The sequence below is a fragment of the Acinetobacter sp. 2JN-4 genome (assembly GCF_003687745.1).
Taxonomy (GTDB): domain Bacteria; phylum Pseudomonadota; class Gammaproteobacteria; order Pseudomonadales; family Moraxellaceae; genus Acinetobacter; species Acinetobacter halotolerans.
Genome location: NZ_RDNY01000001.1, coordinates 363640 through 382533, shown reverse-complemented (window position 1 = coordinate 382533; position 18894 = coordinate 363640). Strand labels below are relative to the sequence as shown.

Here is an 18894-nt window from a genome sequence, read left to right as displayed (position 1 = left end):
GTTTTTTTATGACTGCTTTTTGGACTTATGTGTTTTCGTTTGAATATTTCCCAAACTTTCCTGTTTTTAAGTCTTCGTAAGCTTGTAAAATTTCATCATAGTTATTCATCACAAAAAAACCATGCCCATTTAGCGGTTCATGTAGCGGCTGGGCTGATAAGAATAAAAAATCGCAATTTTCTAAAGCGGTGATTTCAACATCTGTGTCAAAGCTAGACATCATCGCCATCGCTTGTTCTTCCAAAATATCTTCGTCTACGCTGAACTGAATTTTTCCTCTACGCAAATAAATCAGCGTGGTATCACCATGACTCGCAGGAAGTATAGTTCGATGACCTTTTTTAAGGTGTACATCCAATACGTTCATTGGAGTAAAGGTTTGGGCAATGCCTTGAGTCTTTTGGTATTGACCGGCAATGATACGGACATAGCCAGTATCATTTTCAAATAAGATTTTGGGAATATTTTGATTTAATAAACTTTGGTAACGTGGCGCAGACATTTTATCTTTCGCGGGTAAGTTGACCCATAACTGTAGCATTTCGAAATAGCCACCTGTCTCACGAAATTTAGGGCTAAATTCTTCAATATGTTGTATACCTGATGCAGCGGTCATCCATTGCACATCACCTTGTTGAATAATCCCATGATTACCCGTCGAATCAATGTGCTGTAATTCACCTGAGAAAACAAAGGTGACTGTTTCGAAACCACGATGTGGATGTTCACTTACACCCTTTTTATTACTTTTAGGCTCTAAACGACCGGGTCCGAGATGATCCAGTAACAGAAAAGGCGATGTGGTATTGCCAAGTTCATGGTGAGAAAATACAGAAAGTGCAGGGTAGAAGTCCCCGATGGCAAATCGAGTGTCATTGCGATGGATAAAGGCCAGGCTTTTCATTATTTATACTTTTCCAGTGAGTCGTCTTTAGACTAAAAAATCCCGCATTGCGTTTAGTTTATTCTTTATCCAACACTTCTACTATCTTAAAAGAATGGGAAAAGTTGCAGGGCTATTTTAGGGCCTGTTGATATTTCACCTTACGAGCTATAGCTCTCATTGCGACAGTGGATGTTTTTTAGATGGTACAAGGCATGTTTTGCGAAATCTAGTCATTCTAAATGATGAGAAACACTGTTTCGCAAGATAACGCAGTACGAGGAACAACGTTCCGCAAGTAAAATATCCCTGTCCCGTAGGGTTATGGCTAAAACCTCCCTAAACTTCGTTATGAAATTTGACAAGGGGATCGCCATTGTCTGCATTTCACGCCTTGTTTATGTCGTTTTTGCCTATAACGCAATGCATAGCTGAAATGTCAACAGACCCTAGTCATTCAAAATCAAATTTTTGCTATTACAATATCTACATAAAGCCTGCAACTTCATACATAATGCAGAACTTTGCGACACGAACTACACAAAACCGATGCTTTTCTTCATTCTTTTCATGATTGAAAACAGTAAGATGTCGTCATTACAGTAGAAATTTGATAGAAGGTTCACTTTATGAATTTCGTAAAAAAAATAGCTTATGCTGCAACGCTTAGTGCAATGACACTGGCTCCTGTTGTAACGACTCAGTTATATGCTGCACCTGTCGCTGCATCGGCTCAGCAAGCAACCACAAGTTTAGTTCAGCAGTTATCCAGCTTACAACGATTCACTGCGGATTTTGAACAAACCACTAAAGTGACCAATAATAAAGCAGTACAAAGAAAAGGACTAACTGCTCAACACATGAATCAAACCTTTAAAGGGGTGATGAAGGTTGAGCGTCCAGGGAAATTCTTCTGGGAAATCACCAGTCCTTCTAAACAAACGATTGTGACTTCTGGAAAAACTGTTTGGATTTATGATCCAGATTTGCAGCAGGCAATTCGTCAAAATTTAGATGATCAAGTTGCCAATACTCCAGCATTGTTGTTATCGGGTAATACTAATCAGATCATGCAGTCCTATCGAGTGACTCAACCTGATCGCTCTAAGCTGTATTACACATTGTTCCCTAAACAGGAAGATAGTACATTTCAGAGTTTAACCATTAGCTTTGGTGCAAATAAAGCGCCAAACTTGATGATTTTACAAGATTCATTGGGTCAAACCACGTATGTACGTTTTAGTAATGTAAAAGTCAATCAAGCCATTCCTGCTTCGGTCTTTAATTTTGAGCCACCGAAAGGCACAGATATTATTGATCAGTGATCATTTTGATCAACTCAGCAAAAAAGCCGCATTTATTGCGGCTTTTTGCTAGATACATTTCTTAATTTCAACTCTGAACAAAGCTTTGTATAGTGGGCTAAAAGATCTGAGACTTGTATGACAATGAATCCGTTAAAATTATCAAAAATTATTCCAGCACTTTCTATTGTTACGGTGATTGTATTTACAGGGTGCCAACCGAAGCAAGATCCGCAAAATAATAGTGCGACAGACGCGACAAACAAAGTAGATATTCCATTGATTCAGGCACAAGTGGTGGCTGTTAAACTGCCTAAACAGCAAGTATGTTTGGAAGATGGTTGTACCAATTATGATCTTCAAACCGTAAAAACCAATCAGCAGTGGATTGATGATTATTTTATCAATCGTATGAAGAAAGCAGAGCCGAATGCATTTGCTGATTTATCAGATCAACAAGTAAAAGTACCAGAAGGCGAGCCATCTTTAAGTGAGAGTAGTACTTATGTGCGCTTTGTCGGACAGAACTACAATCTGGCGACATTTTCCATTCATAGTTATGCTTATCCCGCTGGTGCAGCACATGGTATGTACCATCAAGAATTTGTAAATTTTGATTTAGCGACTAAAAAAAATATTAGTGTGAGTGAATTGATCAAAGACGGTGTGGAACAAGAATTGCGAGATGAGCTGTATGTTGCAAATCAAAATTGGTTAGATGAGCACAATATTAAAAAAGATCAATTACAGGTCAGCGATAATTATTACTATGGTGTAAATGGCATTGTCTTTGTTTACCCACTGTATGAGCTGGCTTCCTATGCAGAAGGGATGAGTGAGTTGAACTTGCCATATTATGCTGCAAAAGAATTTATCAAAGCAGAATACTTACCAAGCTTGCCTAAAGTCCCGAACTAATCTAAATACAGCATCTGCAATTGCGAGGTAGATGCTGTATTTTTTTAGGTTAAAGCCTTACACTATAGCCAGTTTTTTCTCTATTTATGATTGATTATGATCGACCCAAAATTACTTAGAAATAATATCGAAGTGGTAAATGCTGCTTTGGCAAAACGTGGTATTCAGCTCAATGTACAAGAGTGGGCTGATTTAGAAGTACGCCGTAAAGATTTGCAATCCAAAGCTGAAAACTTACAAGCAGAGCGTAATGCTGGTGCAAAGCAAGTGGGTCAGATCAAGAAGTCGGGTGGAGATGCTTCAGAAATCATGGCGCGTATGGCTGCGATTGGTGATGAAATCAAAGCGGCTGAAGTGGCTTTAGCCGAGTTGCAAGCTGAACTTGAACAAAAGTCGCTTGCGCTTCCAAATTTGCCAGATGAGTCTGTACCCGCAGGTAAAGATGAAAGTGACAATGTAGAAATTTTGAAGTGGGGCACACCGCGTCAATTTGACTTTGACATTAAAGACCACACTGATCTTGGTGAATGGATGGGCGGTCTTGAGTTTGAAACTGCAACCAAACTCACGGGTTCACGCTTTAGTGTATTGAAAGGACCTTTGGCTCGCTTACAACGTGCTTTAACCCAGTTCATGCTCGATACGCATACCCTTAAAAATGGTTATACCGAAGCTTATGTTCCGTACTTGGTCAATGCTGATACTTTGCGTGGTACAGGGCAACTCCCTAAATTTGAAGAAGATTTATTTAAGCTTCAAGGCGAAAAAGAATACTATTTAATCCCAACGGCTGAAGTGCCCATCACAAATTTCGTTCGTGATGAAATCATTGACGCAGATCGCTTACCGCTTAAATACACTGCACATACCCCATGTTTCCGCAGTGAAGCAGGTTCTTATGGCCGTGATACACGTGGTTTGATTCGTCAACATCAGTTCGACAAGGTCGAAATGGTGCAAATCGTGAAACCAGAGCACTCAATGCAGGCACTTGAAGACTTAACTGCACACGCAGAGGGCATTTTGCAGGCATTAGGCCTACCATATCGCAAAATTTTGCTCTGTGGTGGTGATATGGGCTTTGGTGCAATCAAGACTTATGACTTAGAAGTGTGGGTACCAAGCCAAGAAACTTACCGCGAGATTTCTAGTTGTTCGAATATGGGCGATTTTCAAGCACGTCGTATGAAAGCACGCTACCGTGTGGATCAGAAGAAGATCGAATTGGTGCATACTTTGAATGGTTCAGGTTTAGCGGTTGGGCGTACTCTACTTGCTGTGATGGAAAACTACCAGCGTGCTGATGGTTCTATCGAAATTCCTGAAGTTTTACGTCCATATATGGGTGGTATTTCGTATATCGACTAAAATGCATCGAATTTGTGCATAGTTTTTGCTTTAACTCAATCAGATCTAAAAATATAGAGGCATAGCGTGGATATTTTCCCAATCTCTTTAAAGTTGCAACAGCAACGTTGTCTGATTGTGGGTGGTGGGCATATTGCCTACCGCAAAGCAAATCTGCTAGTCAAAGCTGGTGCAATTGTTGATGTTATTGCACCAGATATTGAGCCTGAACTGCGTTTATTGTTAGAAAAATCATCAGGGCAATATATTCAAACGGCTTTTTCTGAAAATGTTTTGGCAACGCCATATCGCTTAGTTATTGCGGCAACAGATCAAGCCGAAGTGAATAAAACGGTATTTGAGCAATGCGAACAGCGTAATATTTTAGTGAATAGTGTGGATGATATTCCACACTGTCGTTTTATGGTACCTGCGATTATTGATCGTTCACCTTTGGTCATTTCAGTTGCTTCAAATGGCGCTTCGCCAGTGTTATCTAGACAGTTGCGTACTCAGATTGAAACGATTGTGCCGCATGGCATGGGTAAGCTTGCAGAGTTTTCTGGACAATGGCGCAAACAAGTCAAAGCAAAAATTTCCAATCCTGATGAACGTCGTATCTTTTGGGAAAATTTGTATGCCAGTCCATTAAAAGAGCAGGTCTTTAATGACAACGTGGATGTGGCAAATGATCTGATTCAGCAAGCACTCACTGAATGGACTGCACCCAAGGGTGAGGTCTATTTGGTCGGTGCTGGGCCGGGTGATCCTGAGTTATTGACATTAAAAGCATTACGTCTCATGCAACAAGCCGACGTAGTGATTTACGATCGTTTGGTTTCAGCACCGATTATGGAACTTTGTCGCCGCGATGCCACTAAGATTTATGTGGGTAAGGCACGTTCCAATCACTCTGTGCCACAAGATGGCATCAATGCCTTGCTGGTTGAGTATGCGCAACAAGGTAAACGTGTTTGTCGTCTAAAAGGCGGCGATCCGTTTATCTTTGGTCGTGGTGGTGAAGAGATTCAAGAACTTGTTGAGGCAAATGTCACTTTCCAAGTCGTGCCTGGTATTACTGCTGCTTCTGGCTGTTCTGCCTATGCAGGTATTCCGTTGACACATCGTGATTATGCCCAAAGTGTACGGTTCCTCACGGGGCATTTAAAGGAGGGTTCACCTGAACTGCCTTGGAATGAACTGGTTTATGAAAATCAAACTTTAGTTTTATATATGGGCTTGGTTGGTTTGGAACGCATTTGCCAACAACTCATTGCTCATGGTCAGCGCCCAACCATGCCTGTTGCCTTAATTTCTAAAGGCACAACCCCTGAGCAAAAAGTTGTGGTGGGAACATTGGCGGATATCGCCACCAAAGTATCTGAACATCAAATCGTAGCGCCGACTTTAACCATTATTGGTGAAGTCGTCAGTCTACGTGAACAGTTAAAATGGCATGAGTGAGGGGAAGCAGAACAACGTTCTACCCTGAGGAATTAAGTTCCGCAAGAAGGCGAAGGTTATGCCTGAGAGACGCTCATGATTATATTCCCTACTAAATTAGGGTCCTGTGCCAAGCTAGCCAATATATGTATAAGTGAGTAATTAAGTGATTCATGTCGTCCTATACGAACCTGAAATTCCAGCGAATACAGGTAATATCATCCGTTTATGTGCCAATACGGGTGCACAACTACATTTAGTCAAACCATTAGGTTTTGAACTAGATGATAAAAAGTTAAAACGTGCAGGACTGGATTATCACGAATGGGCAAGAATGCAAATTTGGGACAATATTGAGTTATGTCTTGCTGATTTAAAAGCCAAAGGTGTGGAGCATGTCTTTCCGCTCACTACCAAAGGAACTGCTACACCACATACAGTTGATTTGAATCGTCCTATAGCTTTGCTGATGGGGCCTGAAACGCGAGGTTTACCTGAACAGGTGCGCATGATGTTTCCGGCAGAGCAGTGGATACGTCTGCCAATGGTTGAAAATTCAAGAAGTTTGAATTTATCCAATGCCACGGCTGTGATTGTGTATGAGGCGTGGAGGCAACAAGGCTTTAAAGAGTTGATCTGATTTGATCAACTCTTTAAATATCACCATACGTGCTAGCTACAACTAATGTATATCCATTTGGATCTTTAAACCAAACCTCTCGATATTATTCAGTTTGTTCTGCTTGTATTTCATCAAAACGTTGTTGAGCCAGTATGATTTCTTCAATATTTTGCTCAGCCCAATCTTTGAGTTGATACGCCATTTTTGCGATCTCTAAACCTAATAAAGTTAACGAATAATCAACGCGAATGGGGGAGGTATTTTGTACTTTTCGCTCAATAAAACCATCTCGCTCAAGCATTTTCAATTTCTGAGAAAGCACCTTAGGTGAAATGCCTTGAATGCTTTTTTTCAATAAATTAAAGTGCTGTGTTTCCTGCTCAAGTTTGTTCAATATCAATAAAACCCATTTATCAGCAATTTTTTCAAAAAATAATCGAGCAGGGCAATGTTGTTGATAAATATTATATTTTAAGCTTTTGATCATACTGATTACCTTTGATTTTTCGATTGAATATACCCAGTTACCAAATGGTAACTAATTGACATCTAGTTTCTAAAATATATCATTAAATCGAACTTTTTAAAAATTCTAGGTGATCTCATGACAAAAATTGTGGTTGTTTATTACTCAGGCTATGGTCATACCAAAGTTATTGCAGAAACGTTTGCTCACGCTATACAAGCTTCTTTGATTGAAATTGATCAAAATGGAGATATTACAGAACAAGATTGGCAAACACTAAATGATGCACAAGGCATTGTCTTCGGTGCGCCTACCTATATGGGTACTGCACCGTGGCAATTTAAAAAGTTTGCTGATGCATCTTCGAAAGTCTGGTTTACACGCGGCTGGCAAGATAAGGTGTTTGCTGGTTTTACTAACAGTGCAAGCTTAAATGGTGATAAGCAGGTCACGTTAATTCAACTACAAACCCTCGCTTCACAACACGGTGGTATTTGGGTGAGTCTAGGCTTACTTCCTGCCAATACTAAGGCAGCAAAACGTGAAGATATCAATAACTTGGGTGGATCGGTTGGCTTATTGGTCCAGTCGCCATCAGATGCGAGTGTTGACGAAATTCCTACAGGGGATTTAGAGACAGCAAAACACTATGCCCAACGTGTAAAAACAATCGTAGATCGTCTTTCTAAGGCGTAAAAAGAAAGGTGCAGTTCTATGAACTGCACCTTTCTTTATGAGTCAGATAGCGACTAAATTAGTGTTTATCGTCAAACTCATTATATTGTGGTGCATTGTACTTAAAGCCCTTGGTTTTATAACCGAGGTAAAGCACACCAAACATCGCCCACCATAAGCCATATTTCAATGCTGTTTCTTCAATCTCGAGCCATAAGGCAAAGATACTGATAAAACCACATAATGGAACGACCACATAGTAGATGATGTCCTTTATATTCTTGGTTCGACCATCACGTAGTGCATAACGTGAGATTACCGACAAGTTTACAAAGGTAAAGGCTGTTAAAGCACCAAAACTGATTAATGAAATCACTGTATCGAGTTTCATAAAGCCTGCAGACAACGCCACGATACCTACGATCACGATGTTGTATGAAGGTGTAAAACTTTTTGGACTGATGTGACCAAAAATCTTTTTGTTAATGATGCCATCACGACCCATCACATACATCAAGCGAGAGACGCCTGCATGGGCAGAAATTCCTGAAGCCATGACCGTTACAATTGCAAAGGCCAATACATACGATTGGAATAATGAACCACCCACCAACAGTAAAATCTCAGGTTGGGTTTCAGCAATATCTTTAAAGTAACTGCTTGGGTTACCCGGGAAATAAAGCTGAATGAAGTATGTGCTGATAATGAAGATTACGCCTGCAAATAAAGCAGTTAAGAAAATTGCTTTAGGCAGAGTCTTCTCAGTATCTTTGGTTTCTTCAGCAAGTGAACTCAATGAGTCAAAGCCGGTAAATGAGAAGCAGAGCAGGGTTGCACCAGTTACTAATGCACCAACTGAGGTGAGCTCATTCCAGAATGGTTCTAAACTCCAGAGTTGGTATTGGGTTTCGGCAGTGATCGGACCATCCGCGTTTACACCCATCTGCAATTTGCTGTAAACCAAGTAGGTAAATGTACCGATAACAATTAACTGTACCAATACGATCCAACTATTAAAGTTTGCAACGAAACGCACACCGCGTAAGTTAACGCCCGTCATAAAGGCCGTCAATAGAATCACCCAAACCCAATGATTAACACTTGGGAATAGTGCAGTAAGATAAATTCCTGCAAGGATGATATTGACCATTGGTGACAATAGATAGTCTAACCACGATGACCAACCCACCATAAAGCCGACATTCGGATGAATTGATTTTTGAGCATAGGTATAGGCTGAACCAGACGATGGATAACGTCTAATCATATGTCCATAGCTAATCGATGTCAGCAAAATGGCAACCAGTGCGAAGATATAAGAGGTTGGGACGTGGTGATTACTTGCTTCCGATACTAGACCGAAAGTATCAAATAACGTCATTGGTTGAATATATGCCAAACCAATAATGATGACGTGCCACAGACCTAATGTTTTTTGCAGTTTAGCTGCTGATTGAGTCCCAGAGATGTTTGTCAACGGCGTTACCCTCGTTATCGTTGATCAAGGATCAGCTATGGTTTAAGGATCATTTGAGACGGAAATGATCCCCCCTACAGAAAAAAAAGCGAAGTGCGCCAATCTATCCTAAATTGGCATAAATTGTCAGCCCTTTTATGCTTTTTTAGCAATTTTTTTGCCAATTGGGGAGAAAAGTAGATGAATTATGGGTTCATTTGAAATAAAAAAACCCTGAGTACCATTCTTGCGGAGTCATGTTCCTTGTGCTTGGGTTGCACGGCAAGGCTAGGGTATCAGGGTTTTGAGTAATAATTATTTATTTAAATAAATGAATTACCAAGCTTTTTGTAAAATCTCACGAAGTTCTTTGATGTTGGCTTCTTTTGGATTGTAAATGATAGAACCATCATTTAAAGCCTTTTCAGCCACTTCATCGAGTTGCACTTCAGTAATTTTACCTGTTTCTCGTAAAGTGCGCGGAAGTTTGGTCAGGCTATATAAACGATCACGCATGGTCAAAATTGTCGCAATTGCTTTATCTGCACGTTGGTTTGCTGGCGTTTGCGAATAAATGTCTGCACCTGCAAGTGGCAATAATAACTCACCAATTTTTTGACCATTGACTTCTTTGTTGTATTCCAACACATATGGCAGGAATAAACTCATGCATAAACCATGAGGTAGGTGAGCAACTGCACCCAAAGCATGACCGAGTGAATGCACTAAACCAACCATTGAGTTAGAGAATGCAATCCCTGCCATAGTTGACGCTTGTGCTAGTTCTAAACGACCTTGGGCATCACTTGGATTGTCTAAAACTTTAAATAGATTTTCACTAATCTTTTTAATACCCGCACTTGCATAAGCATCACTTAATGGATTTGCAGCTAAACAGGTATAGGCTTCAACACAGTGAGTAAGTGCATCCATACCTGTCATCGCTGTAAGATGAGGAGGTAGCGTCATGGTCATGCGTGGATCAAGAATCGCAGCATGTGGCATCAGGTAATATGATGCGAAAGCCAATTTTACATTACGTTGCGTATCCGAAACTACAGCCACCATGGTTGCTTCTGAACCCGTACCTGATGTAGTCGGAATAACAAAGAATGGTTTTAATGGTTTTGGTAGATTATGTGCACCTGAGTACTGGAGTAGGTCATCGCCGCCCTCAGATACTAAGATGTTAGTTGCTTTAGAGGTATCAATGACAGAACCACCGCCAATCGCAATAATCGCATCACAGTTTTGTTTGCGGTAAAGTTCAGCCGCTAAACGTACTACCTCTAAGCTTGAATCTGGTGGAACATCATCAAAGATTGCACCGATGACCGCATCCGTAGTGCTGAACGCAGCTTCGATTGGGCTAAGTAGACCGTTTGCGCGCACGCCTTTATCTGTAATGATGAGCGGGCGTTTAGAGCCTAAAGTCGCAAGTTCAAATGGGATATGCTCTAACGCAGCGTTACCAGCAATGACTTTTACAGGACAGAAAAATTCGTAATAAGGCTTAGCCATGTTAAGCGCTCCGTTTGAAATATGATTTAGCGACTTTGAGATAAATGTTTTTTGCACCTGTGAATTTTTCTTTTAATGTCAATTCAGTTGGGTAGCGTTTTACTGCAAGTGAAGCGACCAATTTAGGCAAGATCAACGCTTCCATTTTATTTAAGCAACGTACTAGACGAATTGCACTGGATACATCGCCATCAGCAATCATGCGATCATTGGCAAAGGCTTGAGCTGTACTTTCCTGAAAAGAGAAAACCAAGAAAGCATGGGTCAAATGTTTAAAGGTAATGGTTAAATCAGGCTTGCCTTTGTAATTAGATAAAAGCTCTAATGTTTTATCTTCTGTCACTCGTGCAACAAATGCAGGTCCATTTGGAAACACATTCATTGAAAGTATAAAATGAACAGGAAACTTTGACACTTCCTCGTGTACTTCATCATCCACTTGACTTGCCATGACTAAACCGCGACCCACGACATCCATCATGAGTTTGACGTAGGCAAGTTGCAAAGTGGGCTTCACTGCTTTGGTTGAAATCACTTGCGTATCCCTTGTTAAAATTGTGCAAAAGCAAATTTAGAGTATTTACTCTAATTTATTTTTTTGAAATTGAAAAGTAGTTTATTCAGATTTGACTGAGAGGTCACGAAAGAAATCTGTATTCTGTAAATAACAAATAAAATCCTGACTGACTTGCTCAAAGCTTGGGTAATTCTTTAGCAAGTCTTGTAAGCGTACCATTTCTAAACCTGCGTATCCACAAGGATTAATGGTCTGAAAACCCGCAAGGTTACAATCAATATTGAGCGCTAAACCATGATAACTCCGACCACGGCGAATTTTAAAACCGAGCGAACCGATTTTACGGTCATCGACGTAAACGCCAGGAGCATCGGACTTGGCATAGGCTTTAATTTGGTATTGTTGAAGTATATCGATCATGGCTTGTTCAGTGAAACTAACTAAGCTGCGCACATTCCACTTCAAGCGATTTAAATCAAAGAGGAAATAAGCCACGAGTTGTCCTTGGCCATGCCATGTGATTTGTCCACCACGATCAGTCTGAACGATCGCGAGATCACTTTGCATCAGGATATGTTCGGCTTTGCCTGCTTGTCCCTGAGTCAGTACATCTTGATGTTGTAATAACCAGACCTCATCAGGTGTATGTTCATCCCGAGTCTCGGTAAAGATTTTCATGGCTTCAAAGCGATCTGTGTAGTCTTGTAGATCATTGAAGCAACGAATGATTAAAGAGGGCTTATGATCAACGCTCATTACAACCTTATTTCCTTTGGTTTTTTCAACTTTATGTAGGGGCTGTTGACATTTCACAGATGCTTGCGACAGTGGAAATTTTTTAGATGGTACAAGGCATGTTTTTCGAAATTTAGTCATTCTAAATGAGAAAGACATAACGTAGTAACAGCAAAAAATGTCCCTGTCCCATAGGGTTATGGCTAAAACTTCCCCAAACTTCGTTATGAAACTTGACAAGGGGATCGCCATTGCCTGCGTTTCATGCCTTGTTTGAGTCATTTTTGCCTATAACGCAATGCATGGTTGAAATGCTAACAGACACTAATTATTTGAATGATATAAACAGAGAACCGTTAAAACGCTGTGTCATGATCTAAGTTTTTGCGTATCTTTTCCCGTTTAAAAGAAAAATCCAAAACACTTTCGTATTTTGGATTTCTTCATTAAAGCGCTGTCTTAATTAAAGGACAAGCCGCAAGATCTGCGTATAAGGCATGAACTTGTTCCAATTCTTCAAAACGCAATTGCGCTGTTAAAGAATGGTATTTGCCTGTACGTGAAGGCTGAACTTTTACTGTTTCGCCATCAAACTCAGGGAAGTGCTTCTGCAAAATATCAACAACAGCCACTCGAAGTTCATCCCCTGCATTACCAATCAATTTGATCGGATAGTCCATCGGGAAAACCCAAAGATGTTCTTGCAATTCACGAGAAGGAGTGCGGTCTAACATGAGCAACCTCTTTTAATTTGAAACGCCTGCATCAGCGCAGGCGTTTTTGATCTAATAGATAAATGGGGATGAAGTGTTTAACTTCAAGTCCTGCACGATCACCTTGTAGCGTATACTTCTCAAGCTTTGATCGTAGCGCAAAACTTCCTCAATATTAGTCGTTTTCCAAGAATGAACGTAAGTGTTCTGAGCGAGAAGGGTGGCGAAGTTTACGCAAAGCCTTTGCTTCAATTTGACGAATACGCTCACGTGTTACATCAAACTGTTTGCCTACTTCTTCTAAAGTATGATCGGTTGGCATATCGATACCAAAACGCATTTTCAATACTTTCGCTTCACGTTCAGTTAAGTTTTCAAGTACTTCGCGGGTTGCTTCTTTTAGACCTTCTGAAGTGGCAGCATCGATTGGAGAGGTGATGTTACCATCTTCAATGAAGTCACCAAGATGCGAATCTTCATCATCACCGATCGGTGTTTCCATCGAAATCGGTTCTTTTGCGATTTTTAGTACTTTACGAACTTTAACTTCGTCCATTTCCAAACGTTCGCCCAATTCTTCAGGTGTAGGCTCACGCCCCATTTCCTGAAGTAGCTGACGAGAAACACGATTGATCTTGTTGATGGTTTCAATCATGTGTACTGGAATACGAATGGTACGTGCCTGATCCGCAATCGAACGCGTGATCGCTTGACGAATCCACCAAGTTGCATAGGTCGAGAATTTATAACCGCGACGATATTCAAACTTATCTACGGCTTTCATTAAGCCGATGTTACCTTCTTGAATAAGATCGAGGAATTGCAGACCACGGTTGGTATATTTTTTCGCAATCGAAATAACCAAACGTAAGTTTGCTTCAACCATTTCTTTCTTAGCGCGACGAGCTTTCGCTTCACCAACAGCCATACGTTTAGAAATATCTTTAATATCCTTAACGTTTAACTCAAGCTCTTTCTCGATATCGGCAATCTTTTGTTGGAAAGCCAATACATCAGGACGAACTTTTTCTAAATGTCCTTTGATCTCAGCAGGTGCTTTCGCGATTTGCTCATCTAACCATGCTGGGTTGGATTCTTGTTCAGGGAACGAAGTACGGAACTGGTGTCGATCCATACGGCCACGACGTACTGCATAGCGCATGATTTCACGTTCATTGGTACGGATTTGTTCATGTGTACCACGAATCATTTCAGAAATGATGTCAAATAGACGAGGGGTAAATTTGAACATCATAAAGACAGTTGCGAGTGACTCGAGCGCAACTTTTGCTTCTTCGCTATTGCGACCATGTTCTGCGATAACCGTCTTTGTTTCGTTCCAAGCTCTTTCTAATTCAGTGAAACGCGCTTTAGCAATTTCTGGATCTGGACCTGAGTCTGCTTCAGAATCATCATCGCTTTCAGATTCTTCTTCGTCATCATCGTCTAGTTTAACTTCTTTGGTTGTCTTTACAGAATCAGTTTCTTCTACAAGTTCAGCTTCTTCAATGACTTCAGGAATTTCTTCGTCAGATTCTGGGTCTAAATAACCAGACAGAATATCGGCAAGACGACGTTCACCTGTTAAATAATCATTATATTCTTGTAATACCACTTCGACTGCGTTTGGCCAGTATGCGATAGAATGTAAAACATCACGTATGCCTTCTTCGATACGTTTTGCAATACTAATCTCGCCTTCACGAGTAAGGAGTTCAACTGTACCCATTTCACGCATATACATACGTACAGGGTCAGTCGTACGGCCAGGTTCGCTTTCAACCGACGCTAATACAGCAGCAGCTTCTTCTTCAGCAACTTCATCTGTTGTTTCAGTAGATTCACCAAACATGGTGTCATCGGTTTCTGGTGCACGTTCATGCACAGGAATACCGACATCTTGAAGCATTTGAATAATGTCTTCAATTTGCTCACTTTCTGTAATTGAGTCTGGGAGATGATCGTTAACCTCAGCGTAAGTTAAGTAACCTTGTTCTTTGCCTCGGCTAATCAGAGCCGCTACTTGTGAAGTAGGGGAATGCATATCGCTCATCTTTGCTTACTCTTTGTTGAATCTGTGGCGGTGAAAAACCGTGCATGATAGCACAATTCACTGGGAATGTTTTGGATTTGATCCGTTTGCTTTAAATAAAAAATATGTTTGATTTTAAGGTCGTGTGTTGAATATGGGGTTAAGCAATATTTTTTCAAGACTTAAATTCCTAAAAGCGTTTTTTATTGGTAATGTCCTTAGACTATAAATACACAAAAAAACCGCCGAAAAAAAGTACAAAACATCATTTTATAGCTAAAAAATCAAATAAAACTTGACACGGAAATCTAAGAAAGATAAATAGCGGCTAGACCCATTTATATTTTTGCATTACGAGGTAGTGTTAGTGTCTTCTACAGATTTTGAATTAGATGATGATAACTACGGTGAGGACGATGCTGGTTTTGATGAGTCGTCAAGTAAACTCACCGCTAAAGAATCATTAGAAAAGCGCCGTTTAATTGATGATCTACTGGCGCAGCGCCGTTTGGAACGAGAATTAAAAGATTTTGACTATGATTTCGACGACGATGATCTTGATGACGAAGACTAAGCAAAATTGCTGAGACTTTATGTCCTAAAATGTTATGCTGTTGTGGATGAATTTTTTAGAATTGGATAGAGAATGAGCACGTTAGATTTAGACTTATTGAGTAATTATCTTGACGGTGATCAAAACGAATACGGTCTAGATTTCGCTGCGACTCATGGCTTTTTGTGTGCGATTGCGGTCGGCCCAAAATTTGATCGTTGGTTAGATGAGTTATTCGATAGTAATCAAAAGAAAGTTCCAACTGAAGTGATTGAGCAAATCAAGCTTTGGTTGGAGGCGCTTCGCCAAAATTTAGCCAATGAAGATGGAATCGAATTTCCATTTGAAATCGAAGAAGCGGATGTGGAATCGAGCTTGGGTGATTGGAGTGTTGGTTTTGTTGATGCGATGTTCTTAAACGAAGATGCTTGGTTTGTACCTGAGTTCGAAGAGCAGTTGATTGATTTAACTTTGCCGATCATGGTGTTTAGTGGAATTGATGAAGAAGATCCACAAATGGAATCTTTCCGTCGTAATGGACAGTTAATGGATGAGTTAGCTGAAGAAATTCCAGATAACTTGAATGAAATTTATCTCATGTACCACACGCCAGCTAAATAAGTCTCAACGATCTAAGTTTAGTCGCTTACGATCCGTGTAAAAGATTAAAACGTCCCTAGAGGACGTTTTTTTTTTCAACTATTGCAAGTAAAGATAGAGTGATCATTGAGTGGATTGTTCTATTCAGCACTATAAATTTGCAAACAATAAACTCAGACCTAAAGCACTGAGTACAACACCAATGATACGATTGATTGCTACTTGTTTGGCGAAAATTTTATTTCTAATCATTTGGGTAGAGCAAAAGACAGCAATTAAACAAAACCAGAGTAAATGGCTACCAGATATAAAAATGCCATAAGCAAAAAGTCTGCTTATATTATTTTCTGAGGTCATAATTTGCGAGAAGATACTGATCACAAATAAAGTGGTTTTAGGATTAAAACTATTGATTAAAAAGCCATGTTTGAATGCTTGTCTGCTAGTTATATCTGTACTGTTTTGATCAAAAACAATGGGTGCTTGAGTGAATGTTTTGTAGCCAATATAGACCAAATAAGCTGCACCAATGTATTGAATAATATAAATTAGGTTTGGAAGGGATTGTTGCAGAAACGTTAATCCAATTAAGCTGTAGCTGATATGGACCCAAACACCACAAGCGATTCCATAGGCAGTCCAGACCCCAGATTTTCGACCGTAGAGATAACTATTCCGCGTGACCAAGGCAAAGTCTGCGCCGGGACTCATAACGGCAAGTATCGTGACCAGAGTTATCGCTATTAGTTCATTCACTCATCTATTCCTGAAATGTTGATTCTAAGTATCTTTATATTTTTCATATATTTGTTATATTGAAAATCGAAATTAATTCTTATTCATATATGAGTTTTTGGAATGATAGAGCGGTTATCCTTGAATTCACTTAAGTTTTTTTATTATGTGGCGCGTTATGAGAGTATGACGATTGCTGCGGAAAAGTTATTTGTGACTCAAGGAGCGGTCAGTAAGCAGCTTAAAAATTTGGAAGATATCTTGGGATTTAGCTTATTTATCCGTGAAGCTAGAAAGTTACGCTTAACCAGTGAAGGCGAGGTGTTGTTCGATTGCTGCCAGCAAGTTTTTCAGCACATTGATCAGTGTTTGATGCAGTTGCAAAATAAGACTAAAGCACAAAGAAATTTAGTCCTTTCGTGTGAGCCAACTCTTGCAATGAAATGGTTGATTCCACGGTTGGCGCAATTTAAACAGCTTTACCCTGAGTTTGAAGTCAGCCTTTTCACGGGTGGTGGAGCGGTCAACTTTAAGGATCAAAATATAGACTTAGCCCTTAGGCGTGATGATTTTGAATGGGGGAAAGCGATTTATAGTGAAAAAATCGCAGATGAATATATGTTGTGTGTCGCTGCAAAAAATAATTCACAACATGCTAAGCAGATGTTTATTTCCACATCAAGACCAAGACTATGGCAACACTTTAAAGAGACTCACAACGGGCAGTATCGGGAATTTAAGAAATCTACACTTGAGCATTTTTATTTATGTATTGAAGCATGTTTGGCTGGATTAGGGGCTACTGTTGTATCTGCGTATATGGTTGAAAGGGAAATAAAATATCGGATGCTGGAACTGCTTCATCCTGTATATCAGGATGGTTCTTCTTATTTTTTATTGTCGGCTCAGCCGTTTGAAGATGATATGCGTAAGGTACTGTTTCGAGACTGGTTAAGTGCTGAGATGAGAGCAAGTCAACTTGGGTTTGGTTTGAGCTGAACTACATGATGACTAGGGTAGATCAAAAGCATTGATCGCTAAAGAGACTAATCAATGCTTTTGTAGTCGACATAAAGTTTAATCATTCGTCGAATGTTTGCTTAGACACCAAGCATGTTCATATGCGGTGAGTTTGCCTTTTAGATTTTCTGTATTTGATGCTAATAATTTAATATCGTAATAACTTGCATAATGTGCTGCTAGTTCATATTCAGGAACAGAAAAGGGTGGTCCTGCTAATAGGTTTTGATCGTAGTCTAAGCTGATAAGTAATTGTGGTGCTTGGTTTGTGATTTTTAAAAGATGTTGCGTATATGATGTGCGCATTTGCTCTGGTAGAGCGATCAGCGCTGCTCGATCATAAATTGCATCAATCTTACCGATTTGGGCTGCTGTTAACTCAAAGAAATCACCGACAAAGAGGTCAATCTGAGTATGCTGAAAATGAGTCAAGTGACCTATTTTGGCTTCTTGAAAAGTGAGTCCCAAGTCTAAAATCAGATCCTGAATCGCAATCGGGCTAAGATCAATTCCGATCACATGATAGCCTTGCTCAATGAGCCAGTTTATATCTAGGCTTTTACCGCATAGAGGAACAAAAATGGTTGCGCCTTTTGCTAAATTTAAGTACGGAAAATATTTTGTAAGTAAGGTGTGAGGCTGGTTTTGATGAAAGCCGATACTGTTGGTTTTCCATTTGTCATGCCAGAAATCATGTTGCATTTTTAAGTCTCAATCTTTATTTAGAATTATCTTTTTGATAAATAAAATTTCTTTGCCAATCGCCACAGAATATAACAGACAGCAATGGCTAAAATAACATACCCAACACGTTGTATGACTGCGGTCATTAATGCCTGATTTTCACTAAAATAATAACCGACACATGCAAGAAAACAGGTCCAAATTACGGTTCCAGCAGCGCTATACGTCATGAATTTACCAAAAGGCATCTTGCTCATTCCCGCAGGAATACTAATCAGCGAGCGAACTGCAGGAATCATTCGACCAAAAAAGACAACACGATGCCTGTGCTTTTCAAACCAAGTTAAAGATTTTTCCAAGTCAGTTGTGCTTATTCTTAAATATTTCCCATAGCGTGCAATAAAATGGAATAAGTGTTGTTGTGGAATCTTTCGACCAACCCAGTACAACAGCATTGCGGCTAACAGTGAGCCTGCACTTCCTGCAATAATCACACCGATCAAACTCAGGTCACCTTTCGCAGCTGTGTAGCCCGCTGAGGTCATAATCACTTCTGAAGGTATCGGTGGAAAAACATTATCGAGAAACATGAGAAATGCGATACCTAGATAACCTAGTTTCTCCATGATGGATAAGACCCAATCTTCTAGTCCCATAGTGCCTTTGAATA

At 40.0% G+C, this 18894-nt stretch carries 20 protein-coding genes; 9 read left to right on the top strand and 11 right to left on the bottom strand.

All coding sequences use genetic code 11. The features are described from left to right. Positions 1 to 25 precede the first annotated feature (25 nt). Positions 26 to 904: a pirin family protein gene (locus EAH57_RS01900; protein WP_121928601.1), complete on the bottom strand. Its 879-nt coding sequence runs from the start codon at positions 902 to 904 to the stop codon at positions 26 to 28. Positions 905 to 1512: 608 nt separating this feature from the next. Here EAH57_RS01900 and lolA point away from each other — a divergent pair. The 5 genes from lolA to EAH57_RS01870 all read left to right on the top strand — a co-directional run bounded on the left by lolA (position 1513) and on the right by EAH57_RS01870 (position 6535). Next, entirely contained in the window at positions 1513 to 2208 is a 696-nt protein-coding gene (gene lolA / locus EAH57_RS01890; RefSeq protein WP_121928600.1) for an outer membrane lipoprotein chaperone LolA, read from the top strand. Positions 2209 to 2325: 117 nt separating this feature from the next. Then, on the top strand, positions 2326 to 3105 hold the full coding sequence (locus tag EAH57_RS01885; protein ID WP_121928599.1) for an RsiV family protein: 780 nt from the start codon (positions 2326 to 2328) through the stop codon (positions 3103 to 3105). Between the two features lie 96 nt (positions 3106 to 3201). Beyond that, positions 3202 to 4473: a serine--tRNA ligase gene (serS, locus tag EAH57_RS01880; protein ID WP_005195541.1), complete on the top strand. Its 1272-nt coding sequence runs from the start codon at positions 3202 to 3204 to the stop codon at positions 4471 to 4473. A gap of 66 nt (positions 4474 to 4539) precedes the next feature. After that, complete coding sequence (gene cysG / locus EAH57_RS01875; protein ID WP_121928598.1) at positions 4540 to 5916, top strand: siroheme synthase CysG; 1377 nt, start codon at positions 4540 to 4542, stop codon at positions 5914 to 5916. Between the two features lie 145 nt (positions 5917 to 6061). Further along, entirely contained in the window at positions 6062 to 6535 is a 474-nt protein-coding gene (locus tag EAH57_RS01870) for a tRNA (cytidine(34)-2'-O)-methyltransferase (protein ID WP_121928597.1), read from the top strand. Between the two features lie 85 nt (positions 6536 to 6620). Here EAH57_RS01870 and EAH57_RS01860 read toward each other — a convergent pair whose 3' ends face one another. Further along, complete coding sequence (locus EAH57_RS01860; protein WP_121928596.1) at positions 6621 to 7004, bottom strand: winged helix-turn-helix transcriptional regulator; 384 nt, start codon at positions 7002 to 7004, stop codon at positions 6621 to 6623. Positions 7005 to 7121: 117 nt separating this feature from the next. On the opposite strand from EAH57_RS01860, the gene EAH57_RS01855 reads away from it, so the two are divergent. After that, positions 7122 to 7679, top strand: a complete 558-nt coding sequence (locus EAH57_RS01855) for a flavodoxin family protein (protein ID WP_121928595.1) — start codon at positions 7122 to 7124, stop codon at positions 7677 to 7679. Between the two features lie 58 nt (positions 7680 to 7737). On the opposite strand, the gene EAH57_RS01850 is transcribed toward EAH57_RS01855, so the two are convergent. From EAH57_RS01850 to rpoD, 6 genes are all read right to left on the bottom strand, one after another. Then, positions 7738 to 9135: an APC family permease gene (locus EAH57_RS01850; protein WP_004669233.1), complete on the bottom strand. Its 1398-nt coding sequence runs from the start codon at positions 9133 to 9135 to the stop codon at positions 7738 to 7740. A 315-nt stretch (positions 9136 to 9450) separates the two neighbouring features. Next, complete coding sequence (locus EAH57_RS01845) at positions 9451 to 10635, bottom strand: iron-containing alcohol dehydrogenase (protein ID WP_121928594.1); 1185 nt, start codon at positions 10633 to 10635, stop codon at positions 9451 to 9453. A 1-nt stretch (position 10636) separates the two neighbouring features. Continuing rightward, positions 10637 to 11170, bottom strand: coding sequence for a hypothetical protein (locus EAH57_RS01840; RefSeq protein ID WP_121928593.1), 534 nt, complete (start codon positions 11168 to 11170; stop codon positions 10637 to 10639). Positions 11171 to 11251: 81 nt separating this feature from the next. Then, positions 11252 to 11908, bottom strand: coding sequence for a lipoyl(octanoyl) transferase LipB (gene lipB, locus EAH57_RS01835; RefSeq protein WP_121928592.1), 657 nt, complete (start codon positions 11906 to 11908; stop codon positions 11252 to 11254). 425 nt (positions 11909 to 12333) lie between these two features. Then, complete coding sequence (locus tag EAH57_RS01830; RefSeq protein ID WP_004669225.1) at positions 12334 to 12621, bottom strand: YbeD family protein; 288 nt, start codon at positions 12619 to 12621, stop codon at positions 12334 to 12336. Between the two features lie 154 nt (positions 12622 to 12775). Beyond that, a complete protein-coding gene (gene rpoD, locus EAH57_RS01825; RefSeq protein ID WP_004669224.1) occupies positions 12776 to 14653 on the bottom strand; it encodes an RNA polymerase sigma factor RpoD in 1878 nt (625 codons plus the stop codon). 346 nt (positions 14654 to 14999) lie between these two features. On the opposite strand from rpoD, the gene EAH57_RS01820 reads away from it, so the two are divergent. Then, positions 15000 to 15206, top strand: coding sequence for a PA3496 family putative envelope integrity protein (locus tag EAH57_RS01820; RefSeq protein ID WP_004669223.1), 207 nt, complete (start codon positions 15000 to 15002; stop codon positions 15204 to 15206). Positions 15207 to 15278: 72 nt separating this feature from the next. Next, positions 15279 to 15806, top strand: a complete 528-nt coding sequence (locus tag EAH57_RS01815; RefSeq protein ID WP_121928591.1) for a YecA family protein — start codon at positions 15279 to 15281, stop codon at positions 15804 to 15806. A gap of 129 nt (positions 15807 to 15935) precedes the next feature. On the opposite strand, the gene EAH57_RS01810 is transcribed toward EAH57_RS01815, so the two are convergent. Next, a complete protein-coding gene (locus EAH57_RS01810; protein WP_121928590.1) occupies positions 15936 to 16541 on the bottom strand; it encodes a LysE family translocator in 606 nt (201 codons plus the stop codon). A gap of 102 nt (positions 16542 to 16643) precedes the next feature. Here EAH57_RS01810 and EAH57_RS01805 point away from each other — a divergent pair, with 102 nt between their 5' ends. Further along, positions 16644 to 17519 (top strand): LysR family transcriptional regulator, encoded by an 876-nt coding sequence (locus EAH57_RS01805; protein ID WP_121928589.1) that lies wholly within the window; start codon positions 16644 to 16646, stop codon positions 17517 to 17519. A 78-nt stretch (positions 17520 to 17597) separates the two neighbouring features. On the opposite strand, the gene tmpT is transcribed toward EAH57_RS01805, so the two are convergent. Both tmpT and EAH57_RS01795 read right to left on the bottom strand, forming a co-directional pair. After that, positions 17598 to 18242 carry a thiopurine S-methyltransferase gene (tmpT, locus tag EAH57_RS01800; protein ID WP_121928588.1) on the bottom strand — a complete coding sequence of 215 codons (645 nt, stop codon included), beginning with the start codon at positions 18240 to 18242 and terminating at the stop codon, positions 17598 to 17600. Positions 18243 to 18268: 26 nt separating this feature from the next. Further along, positions 18269 to 18880, bottom strand: a complete 612-nt coding sequence (locus EAH57_RS01795; protein ID WP_121928587.1) for a DedA family protein — start codon at positions 18878 to 18880, stop codon at positions 18269 to 18271. Positions 18881 to 18894: the final 14 nt, after the last annotated feature.